This is a genomic window from Shivajiella indica, assembly GCF_042683085.1.
Lineage (GTDB): Bacteria > Bacteroidota > Bacteroidia > Cytophagales > Cyclobacteriaceae > Shivajiella > Shivajiella indica.
Window position 1 is genome coordinate 1 of sequence record NZ_JBHUIV010000013.1, and the last position, 26,937, is coordinate 26,937.

A 26,937-nucleotide genomic window follows, 5' to 3' on the forward strand; every position below is an offset into this window, starting at 1 on the left:
TCCAGCTCCTCCACTACTTGCTTCTTAAAGCTAATACTGTACCTGTTGATTTCTCGAACCGTTTTTGTCATCTTTTTCCTGTTTTTAGTTTGACTTAATCTGTCAAGCTATTTCAGGACGTGACAGGAAAATCCAAAATCCGACTTCCGAAATCCGAAATTCCCAAGGTCTCTCACTTCTCATCTCACCCCCTAGTCCCTCGGAGGATTGATCATAATATGCGCCCTATGGGTTCCCGGATCCATAATCCAGGGCATAGCTGGCCCATATGGTCTTAAAGGCAATCCGGTACTTTCAGATGTTGCCCAAGGAATATAAACTACGTACCTAAGATAAGGATCATCCACTTCACCTGTTTTATCATTATAATCTTCGGCATCTGCACTTAAAACAAACAAGGTGGCACCACTTTTGGGCATTTTTAGCTTTCCACTTTTCGCCTCTTCTTCCCTGATATCAAAAATCTCCTTAGCGGATTTCCCTTCTTTTTTCAACTGTCTCCCCCTTTCCATAAATGGATCCAGGTCTTTATGATAACAGGAAACATTAAATCCGGGACTATTTGGGTCATCTGCCAAACAGATCAGATCATTGCTTCCATTTCTTAGTACCGTAAAATTTCCTTGGGTATCATAGCCATAAATCATGGCCCCCTCTTTCATTTCATCAGGAGCAGCCATTAAAGCTGTTTTTATCTGAACTTCTGGAGTCGGAATGGTTTGGGAAAAAGCCAAAATTGACAATAAAGTCATGCTGATCAGTAAAATAAATTTTTTCATAGCTTTTTGATTTTTTGGGTATTGACAAGTTAAGCATTTTTTGGAGGTATTTTAAATGAAAATAGGATTTAGCGTAATCAAACAAAAAAGTCCAACGGTTTTAAAACCGTTGGACTTTTATTAATAGCAGTCTTCTGTATTGCTCTTTCGAAAGCTCCCGATTACCTCTCCATTCTTGTATTGGTACCATCTACCGGTGTTCTGTTTTCCCTATTGGCCAAATCCCATGCGGTATGGAAAATCAACCTGGCCCTTTTCGTCATCAGTGGGAATTCGATTTTGTCTACAGTGTCTGTGTGCTGATGGTAATCATCATGAACTCCATTAAAGAAAAAGATTACCGGGATATTATGCTTTGCAAAATTATAGTGGTCAGACCTGTAATAAAACCTGTTGGGGTCATCTTCAGCATCATAACGGTAATCCAAAATCAGGTTTGTGTATGTGATATTGTTATATTCATTGATCACTTTCAATTGGGAAGACAACATCTCTGATCCGATCACATAGACATAATCTTTATTTTCTGCATTCTGATATTCATAATCAACCCTTCCCACCATGTCAATATTGACGTTATTGACCGTGTTTTCCAATGGGAAAATCGGATTGTTGGAATAGTATTCAGAACCCAAAAGACCTTTTTCCTCCCCTGTTACGTTGAGAAACAAAACACTTCTTCTTGGTCTGTTTCCTTCTTTGGTTGCAATTGCAAATGCTTCTGCTATTTCCATCACGGAAACAGTACCGGACCCATCGTCATCGGCTCCGTTGTTAATCCTTCCTTGACTATCAATTCCGGTATGGTCATAATGGGATGAAATTACTAAAACCTCATCCTTTTTATCTGTTCCCTCCAGGTATCCCATTACATTTTCAGTAGGAACCACTTTGGTTTGTTTTTTTACCAAGTAGGAGACTTTCTTAGTGCCAATGGATTCCGGATTATTTTTGGCGGCTTCTTTCAGAATGTCTACAGGGGTTTCAAAAAGAGAAGCCATTTTTTCACTGCTCACAAGGAAAATGGGTTCCTGTTTGGTTGGCTGTTCAAATCCCAATCTACCTCTTCCGCTTAAAGATTTATACCAATTGGCCATCCTGTCAAAATTTGCCTGACCTTCCATTGTCACAATCACAATTCCCGCTGCCCCAGCATTCATTACCTCTGGCACCACGGACTGTGCACGGCTTCCAATAGCCCAAAGTCCAACAAGTTTTCCTTTGACATCTACTTTTTTCAGATTTTCTTCATTTGCAAGACCTAGAAAAACCAAATCAGTTTTGGTGGCCTTACTCATGTTAGCATCTCCTATAAATATAAAATCTTCATTATTGACCAGTTTTTGCTTGCCAACAGTAAGATTTACATCAGGATATGAGACTGAAGAAAGATTAAACTTCTGAAAATAGCTTCCATCCACAGGCCCTGTAAGGCCCAATTCTTTATAAAAACCGGCCAAATATTCAGCAGCCATTTTTTGGCCTTTTTCACCCGTATCCCTTCCTTCCATTTCATCAGAAGCAAGATAAGTCAGGTGTTTTTCAAGATCCTTTTCGGTGATGGTTTTGGCATATTTTAAGGAATTGCCATCCTGGGCAAAAGCACTCAAGGTAATAAATATCCCAAAGCTCCCTGCTATCCAAAATCTCTTTTTCATACGTTATATCATGGTTTTTAAAATAAAGGTTCTAAACATAGAAATTATTTCTTTTACAATAAAACCGTTTATCAATTTGAAGGTTATTAATACATATTTCTTTGGATTTAAAAACCTTTTATCTCTCAATAATTCATACCTTTGCACAACCAAAAACCAACTAGAAGATAACCCAAATATTTCCCATACAAAACTCGAATATGAAGATTAATCTCCATCCATCTACCAAGTTTGAAAACCGCCATAATGGACCCTCTTCAGAAGAGGTTTTCATGATGTTGAATGCCATAGGGGCAAGTTCAATTGAAGAGTTGATTGACCAGACTATACCGAAATCCATTCAATTGGAAAAACCTTTGGAATTACCCAAGGCTAAATCAGAAGCGGCATTCTTAAAGGAATTCAAGGCCTTGGCCAATAAAAACAAGATTTACAAATCGTTTATAGGTTTAGGATACTATGACACTTTGGTTCCTGGTGTCATTTTAAGAAACATCCTTGAAAACCCAGGATGGTATACAGCTTACACTCCTTATCAAGCTGAAATCGCACAAGGAAGGCTGGAGGCATTGATCAATTACCAGACCACAGTGATGGATTTGACCGGAATGGAAATGGCCAATGCATCTTTGTTGGATGAGGCTACCGCAGCTGCAGAGGCAATGACCATGCTTCATGCCTCCAAACCTAGGGAAAAGAAAAATTCAAATAAGTTTTTTGTTGACGAAAAAATATTTCCCCAGACAAAAGACCTGTTGATTACAAGATCAACACCAATAGGAATTGAGCTTGTGATTGCTCCTTTGGACCAACTTGATTTGACCGATCCGGATTTATTTGGAATTATAATTCAATATCCAAATCTGGATGGGGAAGTAATAGATCATAGGGCTCTTGTGGCATCAGCGAAGGAAAATCATGTACTGACGGCATTTGCCACAGACCTTTTGAGTTTGACGCTCTTAACTCCTCCTGGTGAAATGGGGGCTGATGTGGTAGTTGGCACTAGCCAAAGATTCGGGGTTCCAATGGGCTATGGCGGCCCTCATGCTGCATTCTTTGCCACCAAAGAAGCCTATAAAAGACAAGTCCCTGGAAGAATCATAGGGGTCTCTGTTGACAAGGATGGTAATAAAGCCTACAGAATGGCCCTTCAAACCCGGGAACAGCATATCAAAAGGGAAAAAGCTACGTCAAATATCTGTACGGCACAGGTACTTTTGGCAGTAATGGCAGGTATGTATGCTGTTTATCACGGACCAAAAGGGTTGAAAGAAATTGCAACGAGAATCCATGGTTTGGCGCAATTGACCGCCAAGGCATTACAGAAAATGGGTTTTGAGCAAAGCAATGCCAATTATTTTGACACCATTAAAATAAAGGTAGATGCAGTTCAACAATCAAAAATAAAGGCATTCGCGCTTTCTTCTGAAATGAATTTCCGATATGAGGAAGGAGCAATTTTTCTTTCCTTTGATGAGGCGAAGACCATAGAAGATGTCAAAGAAGTGGTGGAGGTTTTTGCTAAATCCACCAATCAAAGAGCAGCTATTGATTGGGATTCGCTTGAAGGGAGTTTAGAAATTAATCTTCCGGAAGGTTTGAACAGAACCTCAGAATATCTCACGCACCCTGTTTTCAACCAATACCATGCAGAACATGAAATGCTGAGATATATCAAAAGGTTGGAAAATAAGGATTTGTCATTGGTTCATTCCATGATTTCCTTGGGCTCTTGTACCATGAAATTGAATGCTACCACGGAAATGATTCCTGTAACCTGGCCTGAATTTGGACAATTGCATCCATTTGCACCGCAAGATCAGGCAGCTGGTTATTTTGAATTGTTCCAAAACCTAAGAAATTGGCTTACAGAAATCACGGGATTTGCGGATACTTCCCTTCAGCCTAATTCTGGAGCCCAAGGAGAATATGCCGGATTGATGGTCATCAGGGCATATCATCTAAGTCGGGGAGATCATCATAGAAATGTTGCTTTGATTCCCACCTCTGCCCATGGTACCAATCCAGCATCCGCGGTGATGGCAGGAATGAAAGTGGTCCTGGTCAAATGTGATGAAAAAGGAAACATAGATGTAGAAGATCTAAAAGCGAAAGCGGAAGAATACAAAAACGAATTGTCTTCATTGATGGTGACGTATCCATCTACACATGGTGTATTTGAAGAAGCGATTCAGGAAATCTGTCAGATCATCCATGATAATGGTGGACAGGTTTATATGGATGGAGCGAATATGAATGCACAGGTGGGATTGACCAGCCCCGGCAGAATCGGAGCTGATGTCTGCCATCTCAACCTGCACAAAACCTTCTGTATACCTCATGGAGGAGGGGGCCCTGGAATGGGCCCAATTTGCGTAGCAAAACACCTGGCTCCATTCCTTCCAAGTAACCCTGTTATCCAAACTGGAGGAACACAGGCAATCCACGCAATATCAGCTGCTCCTTTTGGAAGCGCTAGTATCCTTCCGATTTCCTATGCCTATATAGCCATGATGGGTGGTGAAGGATTAACCAATGCTACCAAGATTGCCATTCTCAATGCCAACTATATTAAAGCAAGATTAGAAGCCCACTACCCAATTCTATATACAGGTTTACATGGAAGAGCTGCCCATGAAATGATTTTGGATTGCAGGGCTTTTAAAGAAGTAGGGGTTGAGGTAGAGGATATCGCCAAACGTTTGATGGATTATGGTTTCCATGCCCCAACTGTTTCCTTTCCTGTTGCAGGCACTTTAATGGTTGAACCTACTGAATCTGAGACAATTGCTGAATTGGACAGATTCTGTGATGCTATGATTTCCATCAGGGGGGAAATTCAGGAAATTGAATCGGGTATTTCTGATAAAGAAAATAATGTGTTGAAAAACGCTCCCCATACTGCTGCTTTGGCATTGGCCGATAATTGGAATTTTCCTTATAGCAGAGAAAAAGCAGTCTACCCATTACCTTATGTTAAAGGCAATAAATTCTGGCCATCTGTGAGAAGAATTGACTCGGCTTATGGAGACAGGAACCTGGTGTGTAGCTGTATTCCGGTAGAGGAATATGCAGAAACAACAGCAGAATAAGCAGATTTGAAAAGACACAAAAAGCCGATAGGAATTACCGATCGGCTTTTTTTATACATTTAAAAGCGGATTTCGGAATGATTTCGAAATCCGCCTTCCAAAATCCCACCTTTTATTTTCTCTTGAGTCTAAACTCTCGATTCTCGCCTCTAATCTCTCTCCTCAATCCTTCACTTCTTCGTAATCTATATAATCTCCGCCTTTGATTTCTTTGGATCTTTTTTCTTGGTAGTCTTTTGGAATATGGTCTACATTCACACTACTATTTCCACGACCACCACCTCTTTGCCTTCTTTCCTCGTCCATTTTAAGATCATTGGCATGATTTACAAACTGTTTCAGTTTACTTCTTAAAAAGAACTGGAGCAGCTTGGAAAAAATCCAGGACAAAGCAATGGCAATTAGAAGAAATTTGAATATAAATCCCATTTTTAGACTTTTATAAGCGAGACATAAGAGAAAAGACTTTGTTAAAAGCACATTGATCAAATCTCTAATTTATGAACCGCAGGTTTTCAGTTATCTACTTAAATATAAGTTTCTTTCAGCATAAATCTTTAGGAAATAATCATCCATCAAATCATCAATAAAATAGATGGCTTCTCCTGTTGACTTCATTTCAGGTCCCAATTCTTTATTTACATTCGGGAATTTATGGAAAGAGAAGACAGGTTCCTTGATAGCATAACCCTTTTTAACAGGATTGAATTCAAAATCAGTCACTTTTTTCTCTCCCAACATTACCTTGGTAGCAAAATTCACATAAGGCTCTTGATACGCTTTACAAATGAATGGTACGGTCCTTGATGCCCGAGGGTTTGCCTCGATTACATAAACTTTATCATTTTTGATCGCAAATTGGATATTGATCAAGCCTACGGTCCTCAAGGCAAGCGCTATTTTATGTGTATAGGTCTCAATTTGTCTGATGACCAAATCTCCCAGGTTATAGGGAGGCAATACGGCATAGGAGTCACCGGAATGAATACCAGCAGGTTCGATGTGCTGCATGATCCCGATGATGTATACATTTTTTCCGTCACAAATGGCATCAGCTTCTGCTTCTATTGCCCCCTCAAGGAAATGATCCAATAAGATTTCATTATTTGGAATATCCTTCAGCACATTTACCACATGTTCTTCCAGCTCCTTCTCGTTGATCACTATCTTCATTCCCTGACCACCCAGAACATAGGAAGGTCTTACCAATAAAGGAAATCCAATTGTTTTGCATAATTCCAGTGCTTCATCTGTATTATGTATAGTTCCAAATTCGGGATAGGGCACCTCGTTTTCCTTGAGTAAGGTGGAAAACCTTCCTCTATCTTCCGCCAAGTCCAAGGCTTCAAAACTGGTCCCGATAATAGGGATACCATATTTATCCAACTTCTCCGCCAATTTAAGAGCAGTCTGTCCTCCAAGTTGAACAATGACCCCCAGAGGTTTTTCATGTAGAATGATTTCATAAATATGCTCCCAAAATACCGGTTCAAAGTAGAGCTTATCAGAAATATCGGGATCTGTTGAAACGGTTTCCGGATTGCAATTGATCATGATTGTTTCATAACCGCATTCTTTAGCTGCCAACACTCCGTGAACACAGGAATAATCAAACTCAATCCCCTGTCCTACACGGTTTGGACCTGAGCCCAATACCACTACTTTCTTTTTATTTGAAATCTGAGACTCGTTCTCTTCCCCAAAAGTGGAATAATAATAAGGTGTATTTGCCTCAAATTCTGCAGCACAGGTATCAACCAGTTTGTAAACCCTTTTGATACCCATTTCCTCATATCGCTTTTTGAAAACCTCAGATTCCAGGCAGCCCAAAAGGTGGGCAATTTGCCGGTCTGCATATCCTTTTTTCTTGGCCAGCTCCATCAATTCTTTAGGAATATTATTGATGGTATATACCTGTATGGCATTTTCAATATGAATTAATTCCTCAATTTGTTTGAGGAACCATTTATCGATTTTTGTTAGGTCATGAATTGTCCTAAAGGATATTCCCAATTTGAATGCATCATACACATGGAAAAGCCTGTTCCAACTTGGATTCGCTAGGCTGTACAATATTTTTTCCTGGTCCCGCAGCTCTTTTCCATCTGCACCCAATCCATTTCTCTTGATTTCCAATGACTGACATGCTTTTTGCAATGCTTCCTGGAAATTACGGCCAATGCCCATTACCTCACCCACTGCCTTCATCGAAAGTCCCAATCTTCTATCCGAACCTTTGAATTTGTCAAAGTTCCATCTTGGGATTTTTACTATAACATAGTCGATTGAAGGCTCAAAAAAGGCCGAAGTATTTCCGGTTATGGAATTGGTCAATTCATCCAAATTGTAACCAATAGCCAATTTGGCAGCAACTTTTGCAATTGGGTATCCAGTTGCTTTGGAGGCAAGTGCAGAAGATCTGGAAACCCTAGGGTTGATTTCTATGCCGATTATCTCTGAATTGTCCGGGCTAACAGCAAACTGCACATTACATCCTCCAGCAAAATTACCAATGCTGTTCATCATGGTAATGGCATAATTCCTCATCCGTTGATAGACAGTATCTGGAAGGGTCATAGCAGGTGCAACCGTGATGGAATCCCCTGTGTGTACCCCCATGGGGTCAAAATTTTCAATGGAACAGATCACGATCATATTCCCGAGATTATCCCTCATTACCTCCAGCTCATATTCCTTCCAGCCTAAAATACTTTGTTCAATCAATACTTCATGAACGGGAGAGGCCTGCAGACCTGCTGAAAGTAATCTTTCAAAATCCTCTGCCTTTTCCACAAAAGCACCTCCCGCACCTCCTAAGGTATAGGATGCCCTGATTATCAGTGGAAATCCTATTTCCTGAGCGATTTCTTTACCCTGAAGAAAGGAAGTGGCCGTATCTCCTTTACATACACCGACCCCAATTTTCTCCATCAAAGCCTTGAATTTCTCCCTGTTTTCGGCTGTATCAATCGCATCGATATCCACACCGATCATTCTTACGCCGAATTTTTTCCAGATACCTGCCTTTTCACAGTCAATCGCAAGATTAAGCGCTGTCTGACCTCCCATCGTGGGAAGTACCGCATCTATATCAGGATGCTCCTGTAAGATTTTCACAATGGATTTTTTGTCAAGTGGCAACAAATACACATTATCAGCAGTCACCGGGTCAGTCATAATGGTCGCGGGATTCGAGTTGATCAAGGTAACTTTGATCCCTTCTTCCCTGAGTGACCTGGATGCCTGAGAACCTGAATAATCAAATTCACAAGCTTGTCCAATTACAATGGGACCTGAACCGATGAGGAGAACGTGTTTGATGCTGGTATCCTTAGGCATTCTACAATGAGGTTTTAAAAGGGTTAAATACTTATGGCTAAATTGGTGCAAAATTAGGGAAATAATTTAAAGTAGCCCGATCGAATCTGAAAAACATCGGGAAATATGGAAAAAGTTATGATTGTCTGATAGCTTGTTATGCTATAAATTCCAATTCAATTCTTTTTCATTCAGATAATGATTTCATCCCTATATTGAAGCATTTTAAACTTGAAACATATCCGGATTTCTAACAATATTGATTTTTAGATTCTAATTTGATTGACAAATACTTCCGAAATCCCTCTTAATGAAATCCTTAATTCCCTAAACTTAATGGTTCAATCCTCCGAAATTCACCTTTCGAAATCCACCTTCAATTCTGTCTTTCAGACCTTTTCCGACATCAGACTTTCGCCTTCCGAAATACTACTTCTTAATGAAATCCTTAATTCCCTTAAATCCTTAATGGTTCAATCCTCCGCCTTCCGAACTTCGAAATCCGCCATTCTAAACCCTCCACCGAAAACTCTTCTCATCAATTGCCCGCATTGTACACAATACGCCATCCAAATGGTCGTATTCATGCTGGATCAATTCTGAAATTGCTCCTTCGACCTTCCAGGATTGTTTTTCCCAGTTTTCATCCAAATACTCCAAAGTCAAGGATTTATGCCTTTTTACTTTTACCAAGAGATTTGGGAAACTCATACAGTCATCCCAAAGCTCAAATAATTCTTGGCTTGCATTTTTGATTTCAGGATTGATAATAATATAAGGTTTGTCCAAATTCAGGTAAAAAAGCCTTTTCATAATACCCAACTGAGGGGCTGCGATGCCCCGACCAAAACCAAATCGGGCTCGGATATCCTCCATGGCTTCATGTAGCTCTTTCACCCAATTTTGAACAAGGGGAAGTTCATCCTTAATTACAGATTCGCAGATTTCATACAATCTGGGATCACCTAGTTTGAGGATATCGTCAGTTGTTTTCATATTCAATTTTTGTCTGAAATAAAGCAATAAAGGTTAATTCCCAATTTTTTTTTTGATTATCGGTGGATTTATAAAGGGATTTTCTCTGACTATATATCACTGAAAAAACACATGTAGGTAATTCTTTTATAAGCCATTGATTTTGATTAAATTATAATTTATTCTGACGAAACAAAAAAACAATGAAACATTCTGCTCTCCATTTAAAAATATTCCTGATAGGTATCAGCATTTTTGCCTTTACTTTTTGTGAGCATAAGGCACCTATGGAAAGTTCCCTGGGAAACTTGGATTTTCCAATAAGCGGAAAACCAAAGGCAAAGGAAGCCTTTCAACAAGGGCTTTTGTTGATGCATAGTTTTGAATATAAGGATGCTTTGGAAGCATTTGAGGAAGCCCAAAAAGAAGATCCGGAATGTGTGATGGCTTATTGGGGAGAAGCTATGGCACACAATCACCCGATTTGGCAGGAACAGGATTTCAAAAAAGGAAATGAGGCCCTTAGCAGACTTGGTGATACCCGGGAAGAAAGATTGTCTAAAGCCAAAACAAAAATAGAAAAAGATTTTCTTACGGCTGTTGAAATACTTTATGGCGAAGGAAACAAGGTGGAAAGAGATAATGCCTATGCTGCCTATTTAGGAAAACTCTACCAAAAATATCCAGGAAATGATGAAGTTACTGTCTTTTATTCTCTTGCCTTAATGGGTTCTATTCCCTATATCAGTGATATGGAGGTTTATCAAAAAGCCGCAACTTTGGCCAAGGAGGTTATGGATAGGAATCCTCAGCATCCAGGGGCCGTCCATTATTATATCCATGCCAATGACGAACCCAATTATGCCCATCAAGCAAAAAAAGCAGCAGATATTTATGCCAAAGTAGCCCCTGATGCGGCACATGCTATACATATGCCGAGCCACATTTACCTATCCTTAGGGATGTGGGACGAAGTGGTCAGTTCCAATGTAGCGTCATTTCAAGCGAGTGTCAACAGAAAAGAAAGAAAAAATCTTGATTACAATGCCTTGGGACTTCATTCTTTTCAATGGCTACAGTATGGCTATTTACAACTGGAAAAATTCGATGAAGCCAAAAAACTATTGGAGGACGTGGTTTTTTATACCAAAGAATCCCCATCCGTTTATACCCATGAACATCAGTCCTATATGAAAACAACCTATTTTGCGGAAACGGGAGATTGGGACAATCCCTTGGTAAATTTGGAATCGGATTATTCCGGATTTAACATTTCTGTCAAAACAAGAGACCGGTTTGTCCATGCTATGAAAGCATTTCATGATAAAGATTTTGAAAAGGTAGAAGCAATTCTTCTAATCATGAAAGAGGAAAGAGAAGCTGCTGCCAGAACCATCAGTTTGGATGCAGGAATAGCACTTTGCAGCAGCGGAGGGGCAAGCAGTGAAAACACAACTCCCAGAGATCTTAAGATTGCTCAAACCATGGAACTTGAACTGGAAGCTTTACTGGCTTGGGAACAGGGAGATCAATCAGCTGCGGAAACCTATTTCATGAAAGCAACCGCATTGGAAAATGAAGTTGGTTCAGCAGCAGGACCTCCAACAATTGTAAAACCAAGCCATGAATTATATGCAGAATTTTTGATGACCATTGGAAGACATGAAGAGGCTATCCAACAATATGAAGTAGCCTTGAAATTAGCCCCCAATAGAACCAAAAGTATGAAAGGGAAGAAAAATGCGGAAGAATTACTGAAACAACAAGCTTCTCTTTAAACCTTTGAGGTCTTAGAGACCTCGAAGATTTCTGACTATTTTTGTTAAAATCTTAAAGAACTAGAAGATTCAATAGAAAAAAATCTAAAAGCAAAAAATTTATAATTTGGCAATTTTTTCTTCGAATAGACTTCTACTAAGAAGCAGTAGTCCAAATGAATCCTCAAAGCGTTTTTTACTGAACCACAAAAGTAAACAAAGTCTTACAAAAGTTTCCTTCATTAAATGTCCACTGTCAAAGCCCAATTCTTTTGTGTTCCTTTTGTCACTTTTGTAGTTTGTAATACTTCTTGGTTTTTTCCCCTTGATAGAAAATACTTTACATTCAAAAATGAATAATAAGTTTTAAAAAAAACCAGGTACTCAAAAAGCACCTGGTAAGAAGAATTATTTGCTCTATGTTTCTTGTGGTTGGAGTTTAAATCTTAGAATACGAGGTTTGGAAAAAACCTCAAAGGCCAGTTTTGATAACCTTTGAGGTCTTGTAGACCTCGAAGGTTTTTAATCCACAAAACCTAAGGATGTATTGAATTTAGGTAAAAGACCTTCGAGGTTTGGAAAAAACCTCAAAGGTCTTTTAAATATGTAAAGCCCTATTATCAGTTGCAGCCAAACAAGCCTCTTTAAAAGCTTCTGTATAAGTTGGATGCGCATGGGACATTCTTGCGATATCTTCAGCCGACGCCCTGTATTCCATGGCCACAACAGCTTCTGCAATCATATCGGCAGTTCGTGGTCCAATCATATGTACACCCAATATTTCATCTGTTTTGGCATCTGCCAAAACTTTGACCAATCCATCTGTATCCATGGAAGCCCTTGCTCTTCCTGAAGCCATAAATGGAAATTTACCGGTTTTGTAGGCTATTCCCTTTTCTTTCAATTGCTCTTCCGTGTAGCCAACCGATGCCACCTCAGGCCAGGTATAGACTACACCTGGTATCAAAAGATAATTGATATGGGGCTTCTGCCCAGCAATACTTTCCGCAACAAATACGCCTTCTTCCTCTGCCTTGTGGGCCAACATGGCACCTTTCACCACATCACCGATGGCATAAATATTGGGTATATTTGTTCTCAAATGGTCATCTACTTCAACTTGACCTCTCTCATTCACTTTCACACCTGCAGCCTCAGCATTCAATCCATCAGTATATGGTCTTCTTCCGATAGAGACCAAAACGTAATCACCTTTGATTTCAACAACTTCTCCTTTGCCGTTATCTGCCTTTATAATTACTTCTTTACCTTTATTCTCCACTGCTGTCACTTTATGCTTCAGGTAAAAATCAAATCCTAATTTCTTCAAGGATTTCTGAAGTTCTTTACCCATAGTTCTATCCATGGAAGGAATGATGGCGTCCATAAATTCAACCACGGACACTTTAGCGCCGAGTCTACCATAAACAGAGCCAAGTTCCATTCCGATTACCCCTCCTCCAATCACGATCAAATGCTTGGGGATTTCCTTCATTTTTAATGCTTCTGTGGAAGTGATGATCCTTTCCTTGTCGATTTTTATAAATGGAAGAGAAGCCGGCTTGGAACCCGTAGCGATAATGATATTTTTTCCCTGAATGTTTTCAGAAGAACCATCCTCCTTGGTCACCTTGACAGTATTTTTGTCCACAAAAGAACCAAAACCCTGATGCACATCGATTTTGTTTTTCTTCATCAAAAACTGTATCCCATCCACATTTTGCTTGACCACTTCTTCTTTGCGGGCAATCATCTGCTTGAGGTCCACTTTCAACCCGCTCAGGTTGATCCCATGGGTTTTAAAAGTATGGGCGGCATTATGGTAATGCTCGGAAGAGTCCAATAATGCTTTTGAAGGAATGCATCCAACATTCAGACAGGTTCCTCCCAAAGTGGGATATTTTTCTATGATTACAGTTTTCATACCTAGCTGAGCCGCTCTGATAGCTGCCACATATCCTCCAGGTCCGGAACCTATTACTATTACGTCGTACATGTTCTTTTCTTTGTACCAAGTACCAAGTACAATGTACCAAGTACACGGCGATTAGTGAATATTTAAACTTTTCTTAAGTTTAACGATCATGTTTTGTAGATGCTCCAATTCACTTTCAAGATGTTGGAAATCCAGATCGTTAATATAATCCAACCTATTGGAAATAATAATTTGAGTATCCAATTCAAAAGATGAGCCCAAGGCTATCCCTAAGAAGTTATCAAATTCTTTCTTCCCATTTCTTCCTGCCCCTTCTGCAATATTTGAAGGTATAGAAACCGCGGATTTATTCATTTGAGAAATTAACCCATATTTTTCCTGAACAGGTAATTTCTCAGTTATTCTGTATACTTCTACAGCTAAATCTATGGCCTTCTGCCAAATATGCAATTCTTTGTATCTATGCATAATTTTTTTGATTTAAGTTAAAATTTTAACCTAAATCTATAAGTAATCAGTACATTTTGACCTATTTTAAACGGATAAATAACCGGTTAACTTTTACTTATCAAACTTGAAAATTATGCTCAGCTACCTGGTACGTTGTACTTGGTTCCTGGTACAATTCTCTCTCAATTTATACCCTTACCTTACATGTTTCAAACTCCAAACAACAACCTCGTCGGATCTTCCAACAACTGCTTCACCCTTACCAGGAAACTTACAGATTCTCTTCCATCAATAATCCTGTGATCATAAGAAAGGGCAAGGTACATCATAGGTCTGATGACAACCTGTCCGTTTTCTGCTACTGGTCTTTCCACGATATTGTGCATCCCCAGAATAGCAGACTGCGGGGCGTTGATGATTGGAGTAGACATCATGGAACCGAAAATACCACCATTGGTGATGGTAAAGGTTCCTCCTGTCATTTCTTCAATAGACAATTTGTTATCTCTTGCTTTGGTTGCCAATCTTACCACCTCTTTCTCAATCTCATCAAAACTCATGGATTCAGCATTTCTGATGACAGGCACCACCAAACCTTTAGGGGCGGAAACCGCAATGGAAATATCACAGAAATCATTGTACACAATTTCATTCCCATCGATCTGGGCATTAACAGCAGGCCATTCCTGAAGAGCTACGCAAACAGCTTTGGTAAAGAATGACATGAAACCCAAATTCACGCCATGCTTTTCCTTAAACTGATCTTTGAATTTTTTTCTAAGCTCCATAATCGGACCCATGTTCACTTCATTGAAAGTAGTCAACATGGCCGTTTCATTCTTCACCGCAACCAGTCTTCTGGAAACTGTTCTTCTCAACGAAGACATCTTCTCTCTTCTGCTTTCTCTTGATCCAAATGTTTTTGGTGCAGGAGCGGTATCTTCTGATTTTGCAGGAGCGGGTTTGGCAGCCGCTTGTGGAGCTGCCTGAGATTTAGGTTGTGCGCCTAAAGCATCTTCTTTTGTTATTCTACCGTCTTTTCCTGAACCGGCGATATCAGCGGTACTCAAACCTTTTTCTGCAATAATTTTAGCAGCAGCAGGAGAAGCATGCCCGGTAGCATAGGTTTCTGTTCCTGTAGTAGGTGCAGCAACAGAAGGTGCTTCGGTTGAAGAAGGTTTTGAAGAAGTAGGGGCTCCTCCTTCCACAACTTCTATTTTACAGATCAAACCACCAATTTCAAGGGTATCCCCTTCTTTGGCTACATGTCTTAAAATTCCTGTCGCTTCCGCCGGTAATTCAAAAGTGGCTTTATCAGAGTCAACCTCAGCGATGATTTCATCCAATTCCACATAATCTCCATCTGCCTTCAACCAAGAGGCAAGTGTAACCTCTGTAATCGACTCACCCACTGTAGGTACAATCATATCTTTCACTTCTCCGGTTTTACCACCTCCTGAAGTCGCGATGGCCTGTGGTGCAGGTGCATTTGCAGCTGGTGCTGCACTTTTTCCAGCCCCTTCTTCAATGACGCAGATAACAGCTCCAATTTCCAGCGTGTCTCCCTCCTGGGCTTTGATGCTCAATGTTCCCGCAGATTCAGCGGTCAACTCAAAAGTTGCTTTATCTGATTCCAGTTCACAGATGACCTCGTCCATTTCCACATGGTCACCGTCTTTTTTAAACCATTGTCCTATGGTTACTTCTGTGATAGATTCCCCTACTGCAGGGACTTTCATTTCTAGGCTCATTGTTTTTTCTTTTACCCCCAAACCCATATTCCGGATCCAAGGTTAATTTAACTTGTTATGATTTAAATTAAACCTAAAACCTGAAGCTATTATTAACATCAGGTTTAGGGGTTTTTTATGAAAGTTTTAATGCTTTATTAATAATATCATTTTGCTCCTGAACATGGACTTTATGGTAACCCGTTGCCGGAGAAGCTGATGGTTTTCTGGCAATGACATCCATCTTGATCTCTTTATACAACATCCTTAATAAATAGTTCCAATATCCCATGTTTTCAGGTTCTTCCTGTACCCAAACAATTTCTGCATTTTTATATGCTTTCAAAATTTCAATCATTTGTTTTTTAGGAAGCGGATGAAGTTGTTCAAGGCGTATGATGGCAATATCCTTGATTTTTTCTTTCTCCCTTATTTCCTCCAGGTCATAATAGATTTTCCCGGAACAAAGGAGTACTCTCTTGACATCTTTTGCCGCTACAGTTTTATCTTCAATGATTTCCCTGAAACCTCCATTGGTAAATTCTTCTAAAGGAGAAAATACTTTCGGATGTCTGAGTAAAGATTTGGGTGACATTACTACACAGGGTTTTCTGAATTCCCAAGCCAACTGCCTTCTCAATAAATGGAAGAAATTGGAAGGTTCAGTAATATTGGCAACTACCATATTATATTCAGCAGCCAACTGAAGGAATCTTTCCGGACGGGCATTGGAATGCTCGGGGCCCTGACCTTCGTAACCATGGGGCAATAACATGACAATCCCGTTCATTTTCCCCCATTTGGATTCACCTGAAGAAATAAACTGATCGATCATAGTTTGGGCTCCATTTGCAAAATCTCCAAATTGAGCTTCCCAAATGGCCAAGGTATGTGGATTGGCCATTGCATAGCCATATTCAAATCCCAAAACAGCATATTCTGATAACAATGAGTTATAAATATGAAACTGCCCTTTACTGTCCTTCAATTCTTTAAGGAAATTGTAAGGCTTATTGGTATTGGAATCATGAACTACGGCATGTCGGTGGGAGAAAGTTCCCCTCTGTACATCCTGACCGGTTATCCTTACTGTTTTCCCTTCCAAAAGTAAAGACCCATAGGCCAATAATTCAGCTGCGGCCCAGTTCAAAGATTTGGCACTGAAATACATATCCTTTCTTTGTTTCAGTTGAACCTCAATCTGCTTGATAGGCTTGAAGCCTTTGGGAATAGTGGTTAGGGCTTCTGCTACTTTTTCTACCATGTCAAGGGAAATCGAAGTATCCGGGGACTTTTCAAAATCCTCAGGCGTAGATCTCCTCAATTCCTGCCATGCTTTTTCGAATTTAGTAAACTGATAAGGAAGAGGTTTTTCTTTCACCATATTCAGCCTGTCCTGCAGCAGCTGTCTGAACTCCTCATCCATCTGTTTGGCAATCTTTGCATCGATATCACCTCTTTCCGTCAATCTTTTCACATAGATTTCCCTTGGGTTAGGATGCTTAGAAATGATATTGTACAGTTCAGGTTGCGTGAATTTAGGTTCATCAGATTCATTGTGTCCATGCCTTCTATAGCAGACCATATCAACGAAAATATCCTTATCAAATTTCTGCCTGAATTCAGCAGCAAGATTAGCAGCAAAGACCACTGCTTCTGCATTGTCACCGTTCACATGGATTACAGGGGCGTCAATCATTTTTGCCACATCTGTACAATAGATAGAAGAACGGGCATCATCAAAATCGGTAGTGAAACCTACTTGGTTATTGATGACAAAATGTACAGTGCCTCCTGTATTATAACCCTTCAAACCTGCCATCTGGGTTACTTCATAAACAATACCCTGACCCGCAACAGCCGCGTCTCCATGAATTAAAATAGGAAGGGCTTTTTTAGAATTTCCTTTATGTTGGGAATCTATTTTAGCGCGGATAAATCCTTCCACCACAGGATCTACCGCCTCTAAGTGGGAGGGGTTAGGTGCCAATTTTAGATTGACTTTCTTATTTCCAGTAGTAATGATATCAGAGGAATAACCCATATGGTACTTCACATCTCCGTCACCCATGGTTAGATCAGGCTTTGCAGTTCCCTCAAATTCAGAAAATATCTGCTCATAGGTTTTACCCATGATATTGGCAAGGACATTCAATCTTCCCCTATGTGCCATCCCGATCATTACTTCCTCAACACCTAAATCTGCACCCTTGTTGATCACTGCATCTAAAAATGGGATGGTGCTTTCCCCACCCTCCAAAGAGAAACGCTTTTGTCCTAAATATTTGGTGTGCAAAAAATTCTCAAAAACAACCGCCTGGTTCAATTTGAAAAGGATCCTCTTCTTTTCATCAACAGATGGATTGAAAGCCAATGCTTCCTTCTCAATTTTGGTTTTCAACCAATCCAACATTTCCGGTTCTCGGATATATTGGTATTCAAAACCAATGGCTCCTTCATAGATAATTTTTAAGGACTCAACAATTTTAGAAAGTTTGGCGGTACCTATTCCAATTTCTTTGCCAGCCTGAAATTCCGTATTCAGGTCATTATTATCCAAACCAAAATCTTCAATATCCAGCAGGGCTTTTCTGTCCCTTCTTTCTCTTACCGGATTGGTTTTGGATCGCAAATGCGCCCTGGATCTATAGGCATGAATCAATGCACGTACTTTGATTTCTTTGGGCAATTGTTCCATATCCATAATGGTCCCTGGGGTAGCTAAAGCACCCTTGGGAGAGGAAGCCACTGTTTCAGAGCCATTGGAAGTTTTAACAGCGCCACCTTCGACATCTTCCCCAAATTTGGTAATGGCAAAATCAAAGCCATCGAAAAATGTCTTCCAACTTGGGTCAATAGATTCAGGATTGGATTTGTAATCGGCATATAACTCATCTATATAGGCCACATGCGCATTGGAAATGTAGGAAAATTTATCCATTTTGATTTTGAGCTTACCACACAAATATAGAAGGAAAAAAAGAGCTTTAAAAATCGTATATTCGTTTATACAAATACCAAACTTTAAATAATAAATATTAATATTAATAATTTTTTATTTAGTTAAGACAGAGAAATTGCCTTATTAAAAAATAAAATTGTTAAAAATCATGATTTTAATAATAAAAACATGAAAATCACCTATTAGTTCACAATAAAAATTTAAAAAAAGAATCATGCATGTACAAAATAAATTTTCAATTACAACCATAAACAGGCCTGAAAGGCCGCTCTGTTTCAGCCCGGGATAAAATCCAGGGTTATAGGGTAACAGATGACAGTTAATAAGGACTGATCTATAAAAAAGGTTGTAGTTTAACCTTGATTCTAAGACATCATGCTAATTAAGGTTAGGAAGCAAATTCGGGATGAGGGACGAAGAGAATATGATCCTGAAAGGATCGAGCTTTTTAATAGCCCATGGCGCAACCATGGGTTTTGAAAATTAAGGTATTCAACCTTTCTTTTCTGATTGAATCAGGATTGGTTTACGGTATTTTGTGCTGAAATCAAAATTGCAAAAGGATATTGTATAAGTGCAAATGATGATAGATTTTGATTTTTTTCAAAAAAAAAAAAACAGCGCCCAAAAGGCGCTGATTTTTTTATGAAGAAAGTTTACTAGTTAACTTTTATTGTAATGTAGGAGGCCATGGTTTTCCCTCATTGGCGAACAAGGTAACCGTACCAGTTTCATTATCAGAATTAACCCAAGAGAATCTCAATTCCGCTCCATTATTGCTGATAAAGTTAAAGGTATAAGAAGCACCATATTTATCAGATCCAGAGAAGGACAAGATTCCACAGGAATCATTCAACCTTACATTACCATTGCCCCAAGTATCCCCATAACACTCCCAGAATCCGAAGGTGGCATCTGATACAGTGTAAGCAGTAGAATTAGGAACTGGAGTGAAGGTAACTTCTCCTGTAATGGTGCCTGGACAAGATCCATAAATAGACTGCATGGCAGTAGATTCATATTGATAAGTGCCTCCAAGGTCAGTTGGACAAACTACGTTCACATTGTATAGGAAAGGAGAATCATAGAAGAAACCGCCCGCAACGTCTGCAGATCTGTTATCCCAACCGAATTCTCTACCAAATTTATCAGTAGCAACCAATCGGAATTCAAAAGTATCTCCACCTTCAACTGTTGCATTGGTCAATCCAACAGCAGCAATTGCTTCCGCAGCAGAAACTTCAAAACTTGCTCTCTTATAAAGTGTTGTAGGATGGTTTGGATTCTCTGCAGCTTGCTGAAAGTCAGCACGGCTTAACGTCTTAACCAAAACATCATTTACATCAGAAGCAGTTCCGGCAGGCCTGAATTCAAATCCCACACCTGGAATTAATCTTCTATGTCTTACACGGATTTCAACAGATTCTAAGGTTTCCCCACCTTCAGCATCCACTGCTTCGATCGTAAGTTGGAATTTGGAACTAGCCAATTCGAAGAAGTTAAATGTAAGACTTGTTGGCGCTGACCTGATCGTACGAAGATACAATGCAGTGTCAAAGGTTTTATATGGTATATTAGGATCTACGAAGTCAGTACATGAGGAAATAACCATCAAGATAGACATCAACAATCCATAACCTAATTTTTTCATTTTCATAATTTCTGTGATTTAGAGATTAATACACCCAATCATTACCTTCAGGATTGGTATCCCAGAACACACGCTCTCTTTGAGAACCCTTTTGAACCGCTCTGTTATTGGTAACCAAGTGGTTGTTAGGATAGAATAATGATCTTGGGAAATCACCAAAGTTGGCCAGTAAGCCAGGCTGCATACCATCAGGTTGACCTGTTCTTCTGTAAAGATTATAGGATTCGTTACCGTTTCCGTACAAAGCCAACCAATATTCTCTACCAATGAAATACATTTTTCTTGCGTCAGCAGCTGCATCAAATTCATTATTTACAAAAGTTATGTAGCTATCTACCGCTCTGTTATAGGTAGCCAAATCTTCAACTGCATTGATAGCCGCGGACTGACTGATAGCAGCAAAGGCTCTTACATAGTTGAAAGACTTCCTCATACCTGCTTCCAAATGAACTTTAGCTTTGGCAGTATCTTTGATGCTGGCAATAGTCTGATAAGCTTCAGCTAACATGAAGTCAACGAAAGCTGGCAACATGATAGGTTGAATTCCAGCACCTGCAGCACCTGCAGTTGGAGATACAGCTCCACCTCTGTTGTCATCATACTTACCGCCTGCAGGATATGCACCCCAAGCAGTTCTTCCATTACCATCCGGTGGAATACCCTCAGCGTTTAGGTGATCTCTACCCCAGTATCCTCTGGTTCCAGGAAGACAGAAAGGAAATCCACCAGCCAAATAATGACCAGGAGCAATTTCACCCAAGCATCTTAACTGATCTGGATCTGTTGGATTGGCCACAACCTGTCTGTATAAATAAAATCTAGCTCTTGGATCATCAAAACCTTTTTCCTCAGTCAAATGGAACATATACCAAGTAGACTGATAGTCACCACCACCACCTGGCTGATACTGACCTCCAAATCTTGGATGACGGGAATCAGGGTCAGTCAAATTGGTACCATATCTATACACAAATTCCTGTCCTGGCTCAATGAAATTATTTTCAGCTACCAAAGCAGTAATGGCAGAAGCAGCACCGGCAGCATCAACCAATTTTCTGTTCAAATGCAATTTCAATTGCAATGAATTGGTCAATTTTACCCAATTTGCCCAAGTACCACTGTAAAACAAATCCTGAGGAGCACCTGCGGATGTTTCTGTAAAATCAAGTTTAGCTTGAGTCAAATCAGCTAAAGCAGCAGCATATATTGCAGCTGGATCATCATAACCAGGATTAAATTCATTGGGATCCAAAGCAGCTGAATAAGGTACTGCATTGAAATAATCCACCAAGGTCATCAAAACGTAAGCTCTGATGGTTCTTGCCATACCCAAATGTCTTCTGAAATTCACAGGCTCAGCTCTACCTTCCAGAAATTTGATGTCATTCAGGATATTGGCATAGGCATTTGTCCAGATACCATTAAAGTTAACGGGCACATAAGCTTGCTCATACAAGTTTGAACCTTGGTTCAACATCCTGGTCAATCTCATTCCATTATCTCCTGTAGCATTAAAAAATGCCGCAAAATCAATCTGAATTCTGTTCATTACCAAGTTCAAATCTGCCGTTGAAGCAGTTACTGCGTTTGGATCATCTTGGAGATTCAAGTCGCAGGCACTTACCACCAATAAACTCAAGGCGATAAATAAACTATATATTCTTCTTTTCATTATCTATTTCGTTTTAGGTGATTAGAAAGTAAGGGTTACTGTACCACCAAGTCTTCTGGAGCTAGGTCCTGTCACGAAATCAAAGCCTAAACCGTTACCCACGCCAAGACCCAAAACATCTGGATCATAGTTCATGTTTGGAGGGAAGTTCAAGGCTTTAAACCAAAGGTTCGTTCCACTCAAAGCAACAGAAGCTCTTTTAAACGGAGTCTTAGAGATAAGACTGCTTGGAATATCATAACCAATGGAAAGCTCTCTCAATCTTATAGCAGAACCATCAAATACGTTAGATTCGTCTGCACCAGTATGATACTGGTTAAAGAAGTAGTTAGCAGCTGTTACCTGAATGTCGTTAGGTGTTCCATCTTGCTTCACACCTGGAAGGATGAAGGTCAATTCCCTATCCACAACTGGGTCTTTGGTTACACCCCTTGCCAAGGTGGCAGTCACAGTGTTGGAATAGATCACACCTCTATGTCTGTACTCTAACATGAAGTTGAAGAAGAATCCTTTGTAACGGAAGGTGTTGATCCAAGAACCGGTCCAAGCTGGGTTAGGGTCACCCAATTCAACCAATTCAGCAGCAGTCTGATAATCACCAGAAGGCAACACTATTGGCTGTCCAGTCTGCTCATCTCTTGCAAAACCAGTACCTTTGATGATGTTGAATGGCTTTCCAGGAATAGCGAAGTTACCCAAATCGGTAAATCCAGCTACCACGATTTCATCCAATCCTTCAGTCAATTCCATGGTCACTGTTCTGTACAGTGTGAAGTTTACAATAGATTCCCATGTGAAACCACTAGGTCTGCTCACTGGAGTAGCCGTAGCCTGGAATTCAATACCCCTGTTTCTGATTCTACCGATGTTAACCGCAGTAGAAGTAAATCCTGTTGCAGGGTCAATAGGAGAATTAGTAATCAGGTTTCTGGTATTCTTTTGATACAAGGAGAGGTCAAATCTCAATTTGTTGTTGAACATGGTAGATTCCACACCAAACTCGATCTCTTCGTGTAACTCAGGCTTCAGGTTAGGATTACCCAAAGTAGTACTTACGGATTGAGTTTGGAACAGAGAACCAGCAACATTCTGGAATGCTCTTGCATTTTGGTTCAAGATGTTTCTTGTGCTGTAAGGAGATGGGAAACCCGCAGAAGTACCATATCCGAATCTCAATTTAAGGTCATTTACAGTGGAAGAGTTCCAGTTAAATGCCTGAGAAGGAAGGAAGGAAACGGATGCACCTGGATACAAAATTCTTTGGTTCTCAGGCTCTACAGTTGAAGTCCAGTCATTTCTTGCAGACAAGTTTAAGAAAAGGTAATCATCATAATCCAAAGTCACGTTGGCATAGATACCCATCCTTCTTTGCTCTTCATTATATTGGAGAGGAACGTTATTCAAAGGATCTCTCGAAGATGCCTGAAGGAAGTTGGAATGTCTGAAGAGGTTAAGGGCCAATTGGCCAGTGGAAACCAAACCGTCCTGAGTGTAGACGTCATATCTGGAGTTACCACCCAATAATGCAGAGAAACCGATTTTGTCAGAAAGGTCTGTTCTATAAGTAAAGACCAAATCCTGGTTCCAAATGGTGTTGGTAATATAGACACTTTTGTAATAACCTGTGTCAATCAAAGTACTCACACCTCCACGGCCACCTTTGTTATATCTGCTTTCTCTTGATTCGGAATAAGTATCCAAACCAATTCTATAAGTAGCAGAGAATTTATCATTGAAGTCATAATTCAAGGAAGTAGAATTGAAGAATCTGTTCACTTTAGACTGATTCACATAATTCTCTACCAACCAATATGGATTCAACTGGTCACCGTTGGAACGGTAGTGAACGTTACTTCCATCGGTTGGATTGGTGTAAGGAAGGTTCTTCAAATCATAAGAACGCGGAACATACAAGGTATTGGCAAATGCAGAAGGAATACCTCCCGAAGGACCTGAACCATAAGCTGCGTTAACCGGAGGAGAAAGCAGGTCAGTAATAGCGAAAGTAAATGATGAGTTCACAGAGAACTTATCAGTAATCGCTGAATTCACACCCAAACCGAAGTTGAATTTTTCCAAATTGTTTCCTGGCAGGAAGCCTTCGTCATTTGTATAACCGAAAGAAGCAGAGAAACCTGTTCTGTCAGATGAACCGGAAAGCTGTACAGAAGTATTGGATACCAAACCAGTCTGGAAGAAAGCTGTAGTCACATCCTCATAAGCTTTGAAGTCATATCTAATAGGAGTTGTAGAAGGAGTTCCGTCTGCATTCGGTACGAAGAATTCAGGGAAAGCATTTCTAATACTAGCACTTCCTGAAGAAGCAATCGGGTGGTTAGTCTGTAAGCCAATGTCCAATCTTGGACCAAAGTTAGAGAAGAACAATCCAGGTTGCTGTTGGAAACCGTTACCATAGAACTGACCGTAAGAAGGCAAGGAAGCCGCTTTGTTGCTGAACAAAGACTGGTTAATGGTCACCTCAGCAGCACGTCTTTTACTAGCTCCTGATTTAGTGGTGATCAAAATTACACCGTTTCTACCTTGGTCACCATACAATACCGTTGCGGAAAGCCCCTTCAACACGGAAACATTTTCAATGTTGTTTGGATCGATATCCAAGAAACGGCTGGAAGTGGTAGCACCACCGGTGGTGAATCCGTTTGTTGTATTAGTGTTAGTGTTAAAAGGAACACCGTCCACAACGAACAAAGGCTGGTTTGAGCCGGTAGCAGAGGAGTAACCCCTGATGATGATGTTTGTACCGGAACCGGACAAACCGTTAGTTGCAGTGATGTTTACACCAGCAACTTTTCCTTGCAAGACCCTGGAAACATCAGCTTCCGGTCTGTTTTGGATTTGCTCATCACCTACAGTGGTAACGGCATAACCCAAAGCTTTCTTTTCTTTCTCGATTCCGATCGCCGTTACAACCACTTCTGATAGTTGTGAGGCATCTACGGCAAGAGTGATGTTGATAACAGATCTGTTGCCGATCGCTTCTTCCTGGGTCTTCAAACCCACAAAAGAGAAGATCAACACGTTAGATCCTTCAGGTACACTTATAGAGTAATTACCATCCAAGTCGGTGGTAGTACCTATAGTAGTACCTTTGACGAGAACGGATGCGCCTGGCAAGCCCAGTCCGTCTTCATCGGAAATTACCTTTCCGGTAATTACCCGTTGTTGCGCCGACACCTCAAACGTGAGTGCCATGGTGAAAAGCGCAATAACAAAGAGTAAAGCTTTTCTCATAAGGTATTTTAGTTTAGTTGATGCGTAAATAAAATTTATTTATCGCACTTTTCAAAATGAGCAAAACATTCCTTCAGATGACTGATTATTCACAAAAAATTTAATTTTTAACTAATTTTAACATACTTAAAATAAATTAATTACTATCATTTCTATATAAATTAATAAAAATATAAAATTCAGATAATGAATGGGGCAAAAACATGTTGAACGGTGCATAAAAGTGATTATTTGGAAAATACACTTCATAAAGCTATAAAAACCAGGATATACCCAGATTAAAAGGAAGATTTCCAAATTATATTTTGTGATTTTTTTAATAGCTTAATTTTCACTAATTGAAAATTTTTTTGAATTTTTTTGCAATAAGTTTATAAAAACTAGTCTTAAATTAAATATTTTTCATTAAAACAACCTTTTTGTTAATTTAAAAAAATAAAAAATCAGTGATTTAAAAAGGAATTAAAAGTAAATGGTTAATTCAGGAAAAAAATTTTGAATCTTTTATCAGTCAGGGGGCAAAATATAGATCTGAAACAATTTTTTTTGTGAAAATTCAATTTTTAGGTTTCAAAAACAGAAAAATAGGCTAGAATTAAGCACATCAAAAAAATTTCAGGGTCTTGCCTACTTTTCTTTTAATATAAAAACAACAAAACCTGTACTCAATTGAACAAAATATTATTCTGAATGGAAAAATAAACCCAAATGAACCCGAATTCTTAGTTATTTGATAATTGGTAATTGGTAATTGGTAATTGATAATTGGTAATTACTAATTACAAAGCCCCAATTCCTTTTTACCTACCCTGCAACCTGGCTCCTCACTAACCCAATATCCATAGGAATTACCAAAACTTTTCTTCACGCTTGTCACGTCCTGAATTTACTTGACACTTTTTTTATTGTTTTTCTTATGTTTTCAATCCTCTTAAATGCCCATTAGCCCAAGTAAGGAAATCTGTCAAGGCCGGAGCGAAGCGACGTTCATATAGCCTTGACAGGTTTCTGTCTTGGGCTACTTTTGCGTTTGAGAGATGAAAACACTGATACACTCTCATGTACTTCAATCGGCTTGTTCATATTTAATGAACAGTGTGGCCTCTTTTCATTGTAGGCCCATACTCCATGTCTTACCGCTGCAAACGCCTCTTTGAGATTCTTAAACCTGTCCCCAAGTTTATATTCAATTTTTAGAATCCCGTTAACCCGCTCTGCCATTGCATTATCATAGCAATTCCCAGCTTCTCCCATACTTGATTTTATCCCTTCCTTTTCCAGCAATTCAGTATAAATCTTACTGCAATACTGAAAGCCCCTGTCTGAGTGATGAACAATGCCTTCTGTTGACGGACATTGTCCTATCGCCATTTTCAAGGCTTCTACAGCACATTTTGACTCAAGCGTATTCCCCAAATACCAGCCTACTATCTTCCTGCTGTATGCATCGGTAATAAGATACAGGTACCTGAAGGAATCACCGACACGGATATAGGTTATGTCCGAAACCCAGGCCTGATGGGCAGAGGTCCAGACCTTACCGTTGAACAGATCCTTATATTTACTGTAGCGCATGAATGACTGTGTTGTAACAACATACTTCTTCTTGCGCTTGACCAGCAGGCCTTCCGAACGTAACAAGCCAAAGAGCCTGTCCCTTCCTATGCTGATCCCTAACTTCTCGGTATCTTCTCTGATCAGC

The 26,937-nt window shown here is 39.7% G+C and carries 15 protein-coding genes; 2 read left to right on the plus strand and 13 right to left on the minus strand.

Annotation, left to right across the window (positions count from 1 at the left end; translation table 11 throughout):
- Window positions 1-191 precede the first annotated feature (191 nt).
- Both ACFSKV_RS08435 and ACFSKV_RS08440 read right to left on the minus strand, forming a co-directional pair.
- Window positions 192-779, minus strand: coding sequence for a hypothetical protein (locus tag ACFSKV_RS08435; RefSeq protein WP_380801519.1), 588 nt, complete (start codon window positions 777-779; stop codon window positions 192-194).
- 161 nt (window positions 780-940) lie between these two features.
- The gene (locus ACFSKV_RS08440; protein WP_380801520.1) at window positions 941-2,437 is read right to left on the minus strand and encodes a M28 family peptidase; all 1,497 of its coding nucleotides are present in this window, start codon (window positions 2,435-2,437) and stop codon (window positions 941-943) included.
- Window positions 2,438-2,637: 200 nt separating this feature from the next.
- On the opposite strand from ACFSKV_RS08440, the gene gcvP reads away from it, so the two are divergent.
- Window positions 2,638-5,532: an aminomethyl-transferring glycine dehydrogenase gene (gene gcvP, locus ACFSKV_RS08445; RefSeq protein ID WP_380801521.1), complete on the plus strand. Its 2,895-nt coding sequence runs from the start codon at window positions 2,638-2,640 to the stop codon at window positions 5,530-5,532.
- Window positions 5,533-5,694: 162 nt separating this feature from the next.
- Here the strand turns inward: gcvP and ACFSKV_RS08450 are convergent, their stop codons facing one another.
- The 3 genes from ACFSKV_RS08450 to ACFSKV_RS08460 form a co-directional block, all read right to left on the minus strand.
- Entirely contained in the window at window positions 5,695-5,961 is a 267-nt protein-coding gene (locus ACFSKV_RS08450) for a DUF4834 domain-containing protein (protein ID WP_380801522.1), read from the minus strand.
- A 90-nt stretch (window positions 5,962-6,051) separates the two neighbouring features.
- Window positions 6,052-8,871: a carbamoyl-phosphate synthase large subunit gene (gene carB / locus ACFSKV_RS08455; RefSeq protein ID WP_380801523.1), complete on the minus strand. Its 2,820-nt coding sequence runs from the start codon at window positions 8,869-8,871 to the stop codon at window positions 6,052-6,054.
- 489 nt (window positions 8,872-9,360) lie between these two features.
- Window positions 9,361-9,846, minus strand: a complete 486-nt coding sequence (locus ACFSKV_RS08460) for a peptide deformylase (protein WP_380801524.1) — start codon at window positions 9,844-9,846, stop codon at window positions 9,361-9,363.
- A 182-nt stretch (window positions 9,847-10,028) separates the two neighbouring features.
- On the opposite strand from ACFSKV_RS08460, the gene ACFSKV_RS08465 reads away from it, so the two are divergent.
- Entirely contained in the window at window positions 10,029-11,603 is a 1,575-nt protein-coding gene (locus ACFSKV_RS08465) for a tetratricopeptide repeat protein (protein WP_380801525.1), read from the plus strand.
- A 577-nt stretch (window positions 11,604-12,180) separates the two neighbouring features.
- On the opposite strand, the gene lpdA is transcribed toward ACFSKV_RS08465, so the two are convergent.
- The 8 genes from lpdA to ACFSKV_RS08505 form a co-directional block, all read right to left on the minus strand.
- Window positions 12,181-13,578 carry a dihydrolipoyl dehydrogenase gene (gene lpdA / locus ACFSKV_RS08470; RefSeq protein WP_380801526.1) on the minus strand — a complete coding sequence of 466 codons (1,398 nt, stop codon included), beginning with the start codon at window positions 13,576-13,578 and terminating at the stop codon, window positions 12,181-12,183.
- A 51-nt stretch (window positions 13,579-13,629) separates the two neighbouring features.
- Window positions 13,630-13,986, minus strand: coding sequence for a four helix bundle protein (locus ACFSKV_RS08475; RefSeq protein ID WP_380801527.1), 357 nt, complete (start codon window positions 13,984-13,986; stop codon window positions 13,630-13,632).
- A 191-nt stretch (window positions 13,987-14,177) separates the two neighbouring features.
- On the minus strand, window positions 14,178-15,719 hold the full coding sequence (odhB, locus tag ACFSKV_RS08480) for a 2-oxoglutarate dehydrogenase complex dihydrolipoyllysine-residue succinyltransferase (protein WP_380801528.1): 1,542 nt from the start codon (window positions 15,717-15,719) through the stop codon (window positions 14,178-14,180).
- 115 nt (window positions 15,720-15,834) lie between these two features.
- The gene (locus ACFSKV_RS08485; RefSeq protein ID WP_380801529.1) at window positions 15,835-18,639 is read right to left on the minus strand and encodes a 2-oxoglutarate dehydrogenase E1 component; all 2,805 of its coding nucleotides are present in this window, start codon (window positions 18,637-18,639) and stop codon (window positions 15,835-15,837) included.
- Between the two features lie 691 nt (window positions 18,640-19,330).
- A complete protein-coding gene (locus ACFSKV_RS08490; RefSeq protein ID WP_380801530.1) occupies window positions 19,331-20,317 on the minus strand; it encodes a hypothetical protein in 987 nt (328 codons plus the stop codon).
- A gap of 19 nt (window positions 20,318-20,336) precedes the next feature.
- Complete coding sequence (locus tag ACFSKV_RS08495; protein ID WP_380801531.1) at window positions 20,337-21,983, minus strand: SusD/RagB family nutrient-binding outer membrane lipoprotein; 1,647 nt, start codon at window positions 21,981-21,983, stop codon at window positions 20,337-20,339.
- Between the two features lie 21 nt (window positions 21,984-22,004).
- Window positions 22,005-25,235: a SusC/RagA family TonB-linked outer membrane protein gene (locus ACFSKV_RS08500; RefSeq protein WP_380801532.1), complete on the minus strand. Its 3,231-nt coding sequence runs from the start codon at window positions 25,233-25,235 to the stop codon at window positions 22,005-22,007.
- Window positions 25,236-26,222: 987 nt separating this feature from the next.
- Window positions 26,223-26,936 (minus strand): IS3 family transposase, encoded by a 714-nt coding sequence (locus ACFSKV_RS08505; protein ID WP_380801533.1) that lies wholly within the window; start codon window positions 26,934-26,936, stop codon window positions 26,223-26,225.
- Window position 26,937: the final 1 nt, after the last annotated feature.